Annotated in this window: 10 protein-coding genes; 3 read left to right on the top strand and 7 right to left on the bottom strand. The window is 65.6% G+C overall.

Annotation, left to right across the window (positions count from 1 at the left end):
- Window positions 1-80 precede the first annotated feature (80 nt).
- Window positions 81-350 carry a hypothetical protein gene (locus ACSKB8_RS24680; protein WP_438107005.1) on the top strand — a complete coding sequence of 90 codons (270 nt, stop codon included), beginning with the start codon at window positions 81-83 and terminating at the stop codon, window positions 348-350.
- Window positions 351-407: 57 nt separating this feature from the next.
- Here ACSKB8_RS24680 and ACSKB8_RS24675 read toward each other — a convergent pair whose 3' ends face one another.
- The 3 genes from ACSKB8_RS24675 to ACSKB8_RS24665 all read right to left on the bottom strand — a co-directional run bounded on the left by ACSKB8_RS24675 (window position 408) and on the right by ACSKB8_RS24665 (window position 2,787).
- A complete protein-coding gene (locus tag ACSKB8_RS24675; RefSeq protein ID WP_370989906.1) occupies window positions 408-764 on the bottom strand; it encodes a hypothetical protein in 357 nt (118 codons plus the stop codon).
- Between the two features lie 292 nt (window positions 765-1,056).
- Window positions 1,057-1,653, bottom strand: coding sequence for a DUF2147 domain-containing protein (locus ACSKB8_RS24670; protein ID WP_370989905.1), 597 nt, complete (start codon window positions 1,651-1,653; stop codon window positions 1,057-1,059).
- Window positions 1,654-1,758: 105 nt separating this feature from the next.
- Window positions 1,759-2,787 carry an NAD(P)/FAD-dependent oxidoreductase gene (locus tag ACSKB8_RS24665; RefSeq protein WP_438107003.1) on the bottom strand — a complete coding sequence of 343 codons (1,029 nt, stop codon included), beginning with the start codon at window positions 2,785-2,787 and terminating at the stop codon, window positions 1,759-1,761.
- A gap of 182 nt (window positions 2,788-2,969) precedes the next feature.
- Between ACSKB8_RS24665 and ACSKB8_RS24660 the strand changes: the two genes are divergently transcribed.
- Complete coding sequence (locus tag ACSKB8_RS24660) at window positions 2,970-3,437, top strand: acyl-CoA thioesterase (RefSeq protein WP_438107002.1); 468 nt, start codon at window positions 2,970-2,972, stop codon at window positions 3,435-3,437.
- A 99-nt stretch (window positions 3,438-3,536) separates the two neighbouring features.
- On the opposite strand, the gene ACSKB8_RS24655 is transcribed toward ACSKB8_RS24660, so the two are convergent.
- Entirely contained in the window at window positions 3,537-3,857 is a 321-nt protein-coding gene (locus tag ACSKB8_RS24655; RefSeq protein ID WP_091898497.1) for a 2Fe-2S iron-sulfur cluster-binding protein, read from the bottom strand.
- 168 nt (window positions 3,858-4,025) lie between these two features.
- Window positions 4,026-4,400: an Hpt domain-containing protein gene (locus ACSKB8_RS24650; RefSeq protein WP_438107000.1), complete on the bottom strand. Its 375-nt coding sequence runs from the start codon at window positions 4,398-4,400 to the stop codon at window positions 4,026-4,028.
- A gap of 396 nt (window positions 4,401-4,796) precedes the next feature.
- On the opposite strand from ACSKB8_RS24650, the gene ACSKB8_RS24645 reads away from it, so the two are divergent.
- Window positions 4,797-10,505 carry a negative regulator of septation ring formation gene (locus ACSKB8_RS24645; protein ID WP_438106998.1) on the top strand — a complete coding sequence of 1,903 codons (5,709 nt, stop codon included), beginning with the start codon at window positions 4,797-4,799 and terminating at the stop codon, window positions 10,503-10,505.
- 253 nt (window positions 10,506-10,758) lie between these two features.
- Here ACSKB8_RS24645 and ACSKB8_RS24640 read toward each other — a convergent pair whose 3' ends face one another.
- Both ACSKB8_RS24640 and ACSKB8_RS24635 read right to left on the bottom strand, forming a co-directional pair.
- Complete coding sequence (locus tag ACSKB8_RS24640) at window positions 10,759-11,628, bottom strand: MlaD family protein (protein WP_438106996.1); 870 nt, start codon at window positions 11,626-11,628, stop codon at window positions 10,759-10,761.
- A 28-nt stretch (window positions 11,629-11,656) separates the two neighbouring features.
- Window positions 11,657-12,427, bottom strand: a complete 771-nt coding sequence (locus tag ACSKB8_RS24635; RefSeq protein ID WP_438106994.1) for an ABC transporter ATP-binding protein — start codon at window positions 12,425-12,427, stop codon at window positions 11,657-11,659.
- Between the last annotated feature and the right edge of the window lie 2 nt (window positions 12,428-12,429).

Here is a 12,429-nt window from a genome sequence, read left to right as displayed (position 1 = left end):
AATGTTCGCAGACGAGCGAACCTGGCCCGGCATCGACGCGACCAAACCTCCGATTGACATCTTCCACGGAGATTTTTCCAATGCGTGTTCTCTCGATGATTGCCGTTGCCGGCGCCATGATTGCAAGCTCGGCCGGTGCCTTTGCCAGCGAGCTTCCCTCTTACGAAGTAACCTCGTTTCCGATCTCGGCGACGCAAGTGCAGGTGCTCGGCGGCGCCGGCGTCGAGGAGCAGTCGGCAAGCCCTGCGATGATCGTCGCCGGCATGCCCGCCTCGCCCGCGCAGGTTTCGGTGCTGACCCCGCGCGTCAAGCGGCTCGCGAGCGCGGGTTCGGAAAACCAGGCGCACTAAGCTTCGCTTTGTCATTCCGGGTTCGGCGCTCCGCGCCGACCGGAATGACACGCGGGTCTACGTCATGCTGCCCGGCATGAAGCAGCGCACGCGCGGATGGCCGTCGATATAGTGCTTCCACACCATGGTGCGGCCGATCTTGTTCGGCACAGTGATCACCGCACCGTCGGGCACCACGACCCATTCGTCGTCGATGCGGACGCGGTAACGGCCGCGATCGGATTCCCAGTCGACGTCGGCAATGACGTAGCCGTCGGCGTCGGAGCAGCACTGTCCGAATTCGCTGTGCAGGCTTTCGAACCAGGGTTTTAGCGGCGAGTTGGCGTAACGCCCGTCGTCGCGCGCCAGCGCCGATGTCGCCAAGAGCGCTGTCAGGGCCAGCAATGGCGCCGCACACAATCTTGCAAGTCGCATATCGTCTCCGCGGGTCAACATGATCGCCGCGGGGGACAACGCGCGCCGCCCGCCTTCCGCGGCTCGGCGAAAGGCGTGAAGGCAGCGACTCATTCCCCCAGCAGCTTTGCGGATAGCTATGCAAATCCGGCGCCAGCATGCATTCCGGGCAACTACTGGAGCGGGCCCGCGGCGCGTTCGTCTTTCGGCGGATATGGCCGGCGCCGACTTTCCGTCTTCCCCGCCAGGACGAGGAATGATGATGATGTGTGGAGCTACTGCCGACCAGGGGCACAGTGCGCGAGGGACGCCCTTACTGCTTGGGCGCCGGCGCCATCATCGCGCCGCCCTTTTTCGTCGCGGGTGCCGCCGGCTTCGTGGCGGCGGCCTGCGCAGGGAGATATTTTGCCACGATGGCAGGATCGACCTGGGCCATGTAGGCATCCGGCAGGCGCGTCCAGGTCTCGTCCTTGCCGAGCAGCGCGATGCCGAGATAGCCGCGCAGCGTCAGGGTCTGGCCATCAGGACTGACCTTCATGTTGGCCTTCCAGATCTGGCCGTCGCGCGGATTGAGCACGTTGCCGCCTTCGTACTTCAAGCCTTCGCGCTTCATGTTGCGGACGAAGGAGATGCCGAGCACCGGCGCGTTCTTGCGATCGTCGGTGCACTTGGAGCAAACCTCGTTCGGATCGTCGGTTGGCCGCGGAAAGGTCTTAGCGATCACGCCTTCGAAGACGCCGTTGTGGTCGACGAAAAGAAACCATCCGACTGTCTTGCCGTCTTCGACCTTCTGCCAGAGGCCCGCCGCCGTAGGCTCGGCCGTCTGTGCCGCAGACGGTGTCACCGCAAGGAGCGACAACGCGAGCGCGAGGAAGGGAAGCAGCCGAGAGCTGGACAGGAAATTCCGCATTAGATCACCTTGCTATTCCACGACTGGAATGGCCGCAGACTACGGCGATTTCGCGAACGGTTCCAGCACCAGAAACATGGGGCATCGCCTCCCTGCTCAGCGCCGTCAGTTGACACCGAGCTTCTTTTGCAGGCTGGAGGATGAGGTCGTGTACTGGAACACCAGCCGCTTCTCCGGATAGACGTAGCGATGGGCTTTTTGCGACATCAGCGCGCCCTCGTGGAAGCCGCACAGGATCAGCTTGATCTTGCCGGGATAGGTGTTGATGTCGCCGATGGCGAAGATGCCTGATACGTTGGTCTCGAATGCCGACGTCTCGACCGGCACCAGATTGTTCTCCAGCGCAATGCCCCAGTTCGCCACCGGGCCGAGCTTCATGGTCAGTCCGAAGAACGGCAGCATGGTGTCGCAGGCAATTTCGGTCATGGCGTTGTCGTTGCCCTTGATGGTGGCGCCGGAGAGCTTGCCATCAGCGCCCGAGAGCGCCGTGACCTGCCCGAGCCTCAGATCCATCTTGCCGCCTGCGACCAGCGCGCGCATCTGCTCGACGCTGTGGGGCGCGGCGCGAAACTCGTCGCGCCGATGCAGCAGCGTGATGCGCTTGGCAATCGGATGCAGATTGAGCGTCCAGTCCAGCGCGGAATCGCCGCCGCCGACGATCAGCACGTTCTTGTCGCGGAACGTCTCCATCTTGCGCACGGCGTAGTGCACAGAAGTGCCTTCGTAGGCCTCGATGCCCGGCACCGGAGGACGCTTGGGCTGGAACGAGCCGCCGCCGGCCGCGATCACCACCACCTTGCATTCGAACACCTTGCCGGCGTCGGTGGTGCAGCGAAAGGCGGGATCGCCGATCTTCTCCACGGTCTCGATCATCTCGCCGAGATGGAAGGTCGGATGAAACGGCTTGATCTGCTCCATCAGCGCGTTGGTCAGCCCCTGGCCCGAGACCTGCGGAATGCCGGGAATGTCGTAAATCGGCTTTTCCGGATAGAGCTCGGCGCACTGGCCGCCGACCTTGTCGAGGATGTCGACGAAATGCGCCTTCATGTCGAGAAGGCCAAGCTCGAAGGCGGCGAACAGACCGCAGGGGCCGGCGCCAATAATCAGCACATCGGTTTTGATCACGTCGCTCATGTCGTCTCTTTATCGGTCGTTGTCGGTTGGACGGCGCCCTTTGGGCCGAGGTGACCCCGCCTGTCTAGCCAACGGGGATGGAACAGGGAAGGTATAAAAGCGGGAGCGCCCCGCCGCCGCACCCACTTGCCGGGTCAAAATAACTGGGTTGTAACGAGGAAGGATATGACGGAGATCAATCGGTGAACGCACCAAGCCGCCTCGATAGGACGCCGCGCCTGGAAGACTACCCTTATCGCCTCAGCGACAACGTTCGGTTCGGCGATCTCGATCCCAACCAGCACGTCAACAACGCCGTCTACGCCACCTATTTCGAGACCGGCCGTGTCACGCTGATGAAGCTCCCGGAATATGGGCTGACGCCGCCGGGTCTTGCCTGGATCATGGTGCGGCTCGACATCCATTTCCGCGCCGAGCTGCACTGGCCGAACACGATCGAGCTCGGCCTCGGCGTGGTGAAGCTCGGACGAACCTCGGTGACCTTCGAGCAGGTCGTATTCTCGCAAGGAAAGTGCATCGCGTCGGCGAATTCGGTCGGCGTGATGATCGACGAAGCGTCGCGGCGGCCGACGCCGCTCACTGCAGAAGTGGTCGCGAAGCTAAGACCCTGGCACAAGCGCGGCATCGAGGTCGCGCCGCCGCGCGCCTAATCGATGATCCGGACCCGAAGGGCCGCGCTAGCTGCAAAGCGTGTAGCGGTTTTCCGGAAAGATCTGCCCTATTAAAGATCTGCCCTATTGAAGGGAAGATCAGGCCTGGCGTTCCGGCGTCCCGACGACGAGCCCGTCGAGGTCGTCGGAGACCTTGATCTGGCAGGACAGGCGCGAGTTCGGGCGCACGTCGAAGCCGAAGTCGAGCATGTCCTCTTCCATCGGCGTCGGGCTGCCGACCTTCTCGCGCCAGGCTTCGTCGACATAGACATGGCAGGTCGCGCAGGCACAGGCGCCGCCGCATTCGGCCTCGATGCCGGGAATGCTGTTGCGGATGGCGGCTTCCATCACGGTTGCGCCGTTCTCGATTTCCACCGTGCGGGTTTCGCCCTTGTGGTCGACAAAGTGAATCTTGGCCATGTGTGCTCGTGCTGCCGCGGTGCTTGGAATGAAGGTGATGGGTCCCGGCTGTCCTATAACGGGTCGGTCCGCCCGGCGCCATAGCGTTTTCGCGCGACGTGGATCCCGCTTCGCGGCAAGAAAACGCGTCAAAACAAAAGAGTAGAACCGGGTTCTGACAGTCCGCGCTTAAGACTTCAGCATCGCCTCGATGGCGGTGCGGGCCTCGGTTACCGCCTCTTTCAAGGCAGCAAGGGCGTGGGGCCGGCCATGGCCGGTCCGGATCGCGGTCTCCAGGCTGGCTGCGGCATCGGCCACCGCAAAGGCGCCGATCCCGCGAGCCGAACCCTTGAGCTTGTGGGCAAGTGCGCCAGCCTCGGCCGGCAGCGCCGTCATCGCCGCAATCAGGCGGGCCGCCTGCTCGGCGAACATCGCCAGCACTTCCCGTTCCAGCTGTGCATCGCCGAGCGTCATGCGCGAGAGGTGATCGAGGTCGAGCGGGCTGTCGGTGGGTGCAAGCGGGGGCGAGGGCATCCAGTCCATCCGTTGCAGTTCAGGCGTCATGACGCAGGCCCCGGCATTCGCGATGTCCCGCCGGTCCGGCGGTCAGGTTCCTCCTACCCAAGCATGAAAATGGTTAACGAAATGTTTGGGCTGTTTGACGTAGATCCGCCGGTTTGTTGACTAAAAGTTGCCGCAATCGGCCAAGTTCGGTGGAAAATTGCATTTATTGCTAAGGCGTTACGGCCCGATCCTGTTAACGATGATTAAGATTGTCTTAATCGCGGGCATTTCATTCGCGACGCTCTGCCAATAGGATGTTGCAGAAATTGGCGGACAAGCCGTCCGGGTGGGGACGGCTCGGAGATCCGCGCAAGCGGCATGATCCGGTCTGTGGGCTCGCGTAGCGCGCAGGGCTCGCGGGGGGACGCGTACAAGTAACGAGGGCTCGGACTGAACATGGCGAACACTCCGAAAAAGGTCAAAGACCCCACAGAAGTTGCGCTTTCTGCGATCCAGGAAGCCCTGAACATCAGTGACACCGCTGCGGATACGAGCCGCAACGCCGCGATGCGCAACGAAACGCCGCCTCCGGTGGCGCCGCCCGCGCCGCCGAGCTTCGACGAGCCGAGCTTCGAGCCGCGCCCCGCCGCCAACGAACGAGCGACTGCGTTCGACCCGATCGAGGAGCCCCGCACCTCGCGCCGCGCCGCCAATGACGACCGCGAGACCATCGGCCAGCTGCTCCAGGCGCTTCAGAAGGGCCGCCCTGCCCGCAGCGTCTACACCTTCGCCACCATCTTCGCCGGGGTCTGGCTCGCCGCCTGCGCCGCGCTGACGTTCGGTTTCCTGCCCTCGATCCAGGCCGCCATGGGCCAGAGCGGCGGCGTGCTCGTCATTGCCGGCCTGATCGCGATGTTCTTCGCGCCGATCATGCTGTTCTACTTTCTGGCGAGCCTCGTCTGGCGCGGCCAGGAAATGCGCATGATCGCGCAGGCGATGGCGCAGGTTGCCATCCGCTTCTCCGAGCCGGAAGGCTCGGCCTCCGACTCCATGGTCACCGTCGGCCAGGCCATCCGCCGTGAGGTCGCGGCGATGGGCGACGGCATCGAGCGCGCCATCGCGCGCGCCGGCGAGCTCGAGACGCTGGTCGCCAATGAGGTCGCGGCGCTGGAGCGCGCCTATTCCGACAACGAGGTGCGCATCCGCGCCCTGCTCCAGGACATCGCGCATCAGCGCGACAATCTGGTCGGCCAGGCCGAGCAGGTCCGCAGCGCCATCTCCGGGGTGCAGATCGACCTGCGCCACGACATCGCGCTGATCTCGGACGCGATCGCCTCGCGCGTCGACGAGGTCGCCAAGTCCATCACCGGCGCGCTGGAAGAGCGCGGCGCCCACATCACCAGCGCCTTGAGCAGTGCCGGCGACAACATGATCCTGGCGCTCGGCGAGCGCGGCGGCGACCTGCTCGACCGCCTCGAGGAGGCTAGCAACGAGACCACGCGCGCCGTGCTCGACGCCAGCGAGCGGCTGACCACCAGCCTTAACTTCAAGACCGGCCACGTCCACGACGAGTTCGTCGACCTCGCCGACCGCGTTCACGAGATGCTGAACGAGCGCATCGACCGCATCACCGGCGAGTTCGAGCAGCGCTCCGCCGCGATCGTCGACGGCATCTCCGAGCGCACCGAGCAGGTGCACGATTCCCTGAAGAATTCGTCGGATTCGCTGCTGCTCGAGCTCGAGCTGCGTTCCAACGACATCTCCGCCAAGATCGACGACGCCGGCAACCGGCTCGCCGGCCAGATCATGACGAGCGGCGACAAGGCGAGCGAGGCGCTCGACGCCACCGTCAACACCCTGGTCGCCAAGGTCGTCAGCCAGACCGAGACCGCGCACGATTCGCTGTCGCTCCAGATGAGCGCCTTCGACGAGCTCGTGAAGAACCAGGGCACCGAGCTGGTCGAGAAGTTCGCCCGCGACTCCGGCACGCTGGGCGCGCTGATCACGCGCCACATCTCCGAATTCGACCGCACCGTGAAGACCTTCGGCGGTGAGATCGTCGATCGCATGGGCCAGCGCACCGAGGACATCGCCGAGACGCTGAAGACCTATGTCGACAATTTCGACACCCGCTTCACGTCCAATGGCGGCGCGATCACGGCCGTGCTCGACCAGCGCCTCTTGCAATTCGAGGCCACGATCGGCGAACGCGTCAGCAACTTCGACGCCTCCCTGAACGGCAAGTTCGCCAGCCTCGACGGCACGATCGAAGGCCACATCAGGACCTTCGACGAACAGCTCGTCGGCCGCGTCGCCGCGCTCGAGCAATCGTTCGACAGCCGCGCGAAGTCCATGACCGAAACCATCGACGGACGCATCGATACGTTGGCGACGGCGCTGAGCGACGGTGCCGCGCAGGCGATCCAGTCGATCGATGGCCGCCTCACCCATCTCACGACGTCGCTGACCAGCGGCGCATCGCAGGCCATCGAAACGATCGATACGCGCCTCAACCACCTCACCACCTCGCTGACCGACGGCGCGTCCCAGACCATCCAGTCGATCGACACGAGGCTGACGCATCTCACGACGACGCTGACCGGCGGCGCGTCGCAGGCGCTCGAATCCATCGACTTCCGCCTCACCTACCTGACCACGGCGGTGACGAACGGCGCCTCGCAGGCCGTGCAGTCGATCGACACGCGCCTCACACTGCTGACCTCGACCCTCACCGACGGCACCGCGCAGGCGATCGAGGCGGTCGACCGCCGCATCACCGGCGTCACCGAGATCATGGACGGCCGCAGCACGCATCTGGCCGACACGGTCACGGCGCGCTTCCAGGAGATCCACCAGGCCATCGAGACCAAGGTCGGCTCGGTCGCCAACGACATCGACGTGCGCGTGGCGCAGTTCGAGGATCTGCTCGGCTCGCGCGTCGAGGCCGTCGCCGGCCGCATCGAGAGCAGCGGACGCCAGGCCAGCGAGGACATGATGTCCCGCGCCGAGATGATCTCGACCGCGATCCGCTCGCATGTCGAAGACGCCGAGCGCTCGCTCACCAACCTCGTCGTCAACACCAGCGAGACCATCCAGACCGGCGCGCGCACCGCTCAGCAGTCGCTGATGACGGTCTCCTCCGACGTCAACGCCCAGCTCAAGATGACCTCCACCGAGGTCGAGCGTGCGCTGACCGCGGTCGGCACCGGTGCTGCGAATTCGATCCTGACCAGTGCCCGCGAGGCGCAGTCGACCCTGGTCGCCGCATCGGGCGAGGCGTCGAACCAGCTCAAGGGGCTCGCGACCGACGTCGAACGCACGCTGTCCGCGGCGGGCTCGGCCACTGCGGCCTCGATCCTGGCCGGCGCCCGCGAAGTGCAGACCACGCTCGTCACCGCCTCTTCGGATGCGACCAACCACGTCAAGACGCTCACCGCCGACGTGCAGCGCTCGCTGTCGCTCGCCGGCACCAGCACGGCGGAGTCGATCGTCGCCGGCGCCCGCGATGCGCAAGGCGCGCTAATCGCGGCCTCGACCGAGACTGCCAACCAGATCAAGTCGCTGTCTTCCGACGTGCAGCGTTCGCTCTCGATGGCGGGCACCTCGACCGCCGAGACCATCATGAGCGGCGCCCGCGAGGCTCAGAGCACATTGGTCACGGCGTCTTCGGATGCGGCGAGCCAGGTCAAGTCGCTCGCGGCCGAAGTGCATCGTTCGCTCTCGCAGGTCGGCGTGTCGACCGCCGAGACGATCACCACCAGCGCCCGCGACGCCCAGAGCACCCTGCTCGCGGTTTCGGCCGAGCAGACCAGCCAGGTCCGTTCGCTCGCGGCCGAGATGCAGCGCGCGCTGGCGACCGCCGGCGGCGCCACCATCGAGGCGCTCACCGGCGGTATCCGCGAGGCCCAGGGCACGCTGATCTCCGCCTCGACCGACGCGGCGAGCCAGATCAAGTCGCTGACCACTGACATCGAGCGCACGCTGACCGCGGTCGGCGCCGACACCGCCTCGACGATCCTCAACAGCGCGCGTGAGGCGCAGACCTCGCTGACCTCGACGTCGGCGGACGCCGCGAGCCAGATCCGCACGATCTCGACCGAGATCGAGCGTACGCTGAGCGCAGCCACCGCGAATGCGACCAACGACATCCAGACCAGCGCGCTGAACGCCCAGAACGCGCTGATATCTGCCTCCAACGAGGCGAGCTCGCGGGTCAAGTCGAGTTCGGCCGACGTCGAGCGCTCGGTGCTCGCCGCCAGCAGCAGCTTCGGCCAGGCCATGACCGGCAAGACCGACGAGATCGTCACCTATGTGCAGCAGCAGGCCGACCGTCTGTCGAACATGATCGACGCCAAGCGCGGCGCTCTGGTCGACGCGATCGGCTCCAAGACCAGCCAGCTCACGCTCGACATCGACCGCGTCACCTCCAACGCGCTGAAGTCGATCGAGACGCGCGGCCAGGCCTTCTCGCAGACCATGATGGGCAACGGCTCGGAAGTCGCCCGCGCCATCAATACGGCGAGCGAGATCGCCACCGGCGCGGTCGGCAAGTCGCTCAAGGACCTCGAGCAGGCCTCGCGCTCGGCGATCGACCAGTCGCGCCAGGTCTCGATCGCGGCCGTCACCGAGATGCAGGAGACCAGCAAGATCCTGCGTACCGACACGGTGGCGCTGTTCGAGCGGCTGCGCGAAGGCAACATCCTGCTCCAGGAGGTGCTGACCGGTGCGCACGACAACCTCAACTCGCTCGAGCGGGCGCTGGTGACGCGCGTCGCCGACTTCGTCTCGGCGATGAACGACGTCACCTCGCGCAACGGCGCTGCGACGCAGAACCTGGAAGACCAGCTCAACGTCTTCAACAGCAAGACCACGAAGGCGCTCCAGGATCTCGGCGAGCTGTCGACCCAGTTCGACAAGCACGGCAAGGCACTCGTCGAGGCCGCGCAGGTGGTCGAGCAGAGCAACAAGAACACCACCGCCTCGCTCGCCGAGCGCAAGCAGGCGCTGGAATCGCTCGTCACCACGATCGACCTGCGCACGACCGATCTCGACCAGCGCCTGTCGCGCTTCACCGGCCTGCTCGATGAATCGCTGGCCGCAGCCGAAGAGCGTGCCCGCGACATCGCCCGCGTCGTCGCAGAGACCGCCGGCGCAGGCTCGGCCGCAATCACCCGCCAGTTCGAGGCGGTGCGCGCGGCGTCCGAGGAGGAGCACCGGCAGACCATCGAAGCCATGCATGACATCTACCGCCAGACCACGGACGAAGCGGATGTGATGTTCAAGCAGTCGACCGAGAAGTTCTCGAACCTCGTCTCCAGCATGAAGCAGATGGCGCTCGAGATGCACAACGAGCTCGAGGCCACCCGCAACGAGCTGCGCCGCGGCGTGCTCGAGATGCCGCAGGAGGCCGCCGAGAGCACGGCGCAGATGCGCAAGGTGATCGTCGACCAGATCGAGGCCCTCGCCGAGCTCAACCGCATCGTGGCCCAGCATGGCCGCGGTCTCGACGTCACCACGACGAACCGCGCCAGCGTGCAGCGCCAGGACGAGCCGGCGGTGCTGGCAGCCGTCGGCGGCCGCGCCACCGAGACCCGCATGCGCGACACCGGCAGCGCCTCGACGCTGCCGCCGCCGGACCTCGGCATGCCGGCTGCGCGCCGCACCGAAGCGCCGCCGGTCGCGCCTGCCGGCAACGACCAGGGCCGCGACGGCTGGCTGTCGGACCTGCTCAACCGCGCCGACACCGGTCCTGCCACTCCGAACGGCCGTGAGGCTCCCCGCGGCCGTGCGGCACCCGCCCCGCAGCCGCAGGCGCCGCAAGGTGGTGGCAATCCGCTGGAATCGCTGTCGCTCGACATCGGCCGGCTGATGGACCGCAACCTCGCCGCCGAGATGTGGGACCGCTACCAGCGCGGCGAGAATAAGGCCTTCACCAAGCGCCTCTACACGCCCGCCGGCCAGAAGGCCTTCGACGAGGTCGCCCGCAAGTATCGCGCCGACCGCAACTTCAAGGGCACGGTCGACCGCTATGTCGCGGAGTTCGAACGTCTGCTCGACGAAGTCGCCCGCGACGGCCGCGGCCCGCAGGAGCTGCGCAGCCACCTGATCTCGGAGACGGGGCTGGTCTACACGCTGCTGGCCCACGCGGCGGGACGGCTGGGGTGAGACGCCAATAGCAACAGCGAATTGCGAATGAGAACGGAGGCCTCGCGGCCTCCGTTTTTGTTTGGGCTTGTCATTGCACCAGCAATTTACCGCGCGGTAGGAACTACGCGGCCCAACAAGCGCCGTCATTGCGAGGAGCTCTTGCGACGAAGCAATCCAGACTGCCTCCGCGGAGACAGTCTGGATTGCTTCGCTTCCGCTTTCGCTCTTCGAGCTACAGCGGACAAGTCGCTCGCAATGACTGCTCGCCCTCCTACCGCCTGCGCTCGGCCGCCGCCGGCTTCGGCGGCTCGGGCGGCGGGGCTGCTTGCGATGAGTTGCTGGCGCCGAACAGGACGCGGGTCGGGTTGCGGTCAAAATTGTTTACGGCGCGGCTGATGTCGCCGAGAGTGCGGCGGCCGTCGCTCATCAGCGCGCCGGAGCGCTTGTCGAAGTCCTCGGCCAGTTCGCGGATCGACTTGACCGCCTGGAACAGCTCGCCGCCGTCCTTGCCGCCGGCAAGCGCGTTGAGGCCGAGCATGAGACTATCGGCCTTGAGCATGACGCCGTCGACCTTGGCCATCATGCCGTCGATCTTCTCGGAATTGCGGGCGAGCGAGTTGGTGAAGGTCTCCAGATTCTTCAGCGAGTTCTTCACCGATTCCTGATTGTCGGCGACGATCTTGTTGATGTTCTGCAGCGTGCCGCGAATCGCCTCGGTGACGTCCTGGAGCTTGTTGGGATCCGCCGTCAGCGTCGGGATGCCGTCCTGGTCGAGCGGCGGTGCGGCCGCGGCCTCGTCGCCGCCCTTGAGCGAGATTGCGGCGACCCCCGTGAGGCCCTGGAATTCGAGGCCGACCAGCGTGTCCTTGCGGATCGGGGCGTTGTTCTCGATCATGGCGAGTGCGACAACCCGCCGCGGGTTGTCCAGCTTCACCGAGACAACCTCACCCACCCGGATACCGTTGAAGTTGACGCTGCCGCCGTTGCGCAGGCCCGCCGCCGGGCCCTCGAACACGACGCGCAGGGGGGTGCGCTGCTTGGTGGTGTGCAGCGACTGAAACCACAGCACGAAGCCGATCGCGGCGGCGATCACCGCCAGTGTGAACGACCCGATCAATACGTAATTCGCCCGCGTTTCCATCAGGTGCTCCGGCTACTCAACCCAGCTCTCAACCCATGACCGCGCGGGCGCGCTTGCCATGGAAATACTGCCTCAGCCAGGGATGCTGCGAGGCCTGCATGTCGGCGATCGACCCTGCCGCAATGATCTTACCGTTCCCTAAAACGGCGATGCGATCACATGCTGTGTAAAGGCTGTCGAGGTCATGGGTTACCATGAAAACGGTCAGCCCCAAAGTGCGCTGGAGCGTCCGGACCAGCTCGTCGAAGTCGCCGGCGCCGATCGGGTCGAGACCCGAGGTCGGCTCGTCCAGGAAGACGAGATCCGGATCGAGCGACAGTGCGCGGGCGAGCGCCACGCGCTTGATCATGCCGCCGGAGAGCTCGGACGGGAAGCGCTCGGCAACTTCCGGCTTGAGACCGACCATGGTCAGCTTGGCCATGGTGATCTCGTCCATCAGCCGCTGCGAGACGCGCAGATATTCGCGCATCGGAAACTGGATGTTCTGCCTCACAGTCAGCGAGGAGAACAGCGCGCCCTGCTGAAACAGCACGCCCCAGCGCCGCTCCACATTTCGCCGCTGCGACGTGCTCGAGGAATCGAGGTCGACGCCGAACACCTCGATGGAGCCTGCGACCTTCGGCACGAGGCCGATGATGGTGCGCGTCAGCACCGATTTGCCGGCGCCCGAAGGGCCGACAAAGCCGAGGATCTCGCCGCGCTTGACGTCGAGGTTGAGCCCGTCGAGCACGCGCGTCGTGCCGAACTGCACGGTGATGTCGCGGACGCGGATGATGGGATTTTGAATCTCGCCTGCCATCG

This window comes from Bradyrhizobium sp. BR 1432 (assembly GCF_051547705.1).
GTDB lineage: Bacteria > Pseudomonadota > Alphaproteobacteria > Rhizobiales > Xanthobacteraceae > Bradyrhizobium > Bradyrhizobium zhanjiangense.
Note: the sequence above shows the minus strand (reverse complement) of the source record. Positions and strands in the feature narration are given on the sequence as shown.

Coding starts and splice junctions, on each gene's coding strand:
- ACSKB8_RS24655 (WP_091898497.1), bottom strand. CDS start 3,857: ATGGCCAAGATTCACTTTGTCGACCACAAGGGCGAAACCCGCACGGTG.
- ACSKB8_RS24640 (WP_438106996.1), bottom strand. CDS start 11,628: ATGGAAACGCGGGCGAATTACGTATTGATCGGGTCGTTCACACTGGCG.
- ACSKB8_RS24680 (WP_438107005.1), top strand. CDS start 81: ATGCGTGTTCTCTCGATGATTGCCGTTGCCGGCGCCATGATTGCAAGC.
- ACSKB8_RS24650 (WP_438107000.1), bottom strand. CDS start 4,400: ATGACGCCTGAACTGCAACGGATGGACTGGATGCCCTCGCCCCCGCTT.
- ACSKB8_RS24675 (WP_370989906.1), bottom strand. CDS start 764: ATGCGACTTGCAAGATTGTGTGCGGCGCCATTGCTGGCCCTGACAGCG.
- ACSKB8_RS24645 (WP_438106998.1), top strand. CDS start 4,797: ATGGCGAACACTCCGAAAAAGGTCAAAGACCCCACAGAAGTTGCGCTT.
- ACSKB8_RS24635 (WP_438106994.1), bottom strand. CDS start 12,427: ATGGCAGGCGAGATTCAAAATCCCATCATCCGCGTCCGCGACATCACC.
- ACSKB8_RS24670 (WP_370989905.1), bottom strand. CDS start 1,653: ATGCGGAATTTCCTGTCCAGCTCTCGGCTGCTTCCCTTCCTCGCGCTC.
- ACSKB8_RS24665 (WP_438107003.1), bottom strand. CDS start 2,787: ATGAGCGACGTGATCAAAACCGATGTGCTGATTATTGGCGCCGGCCCC.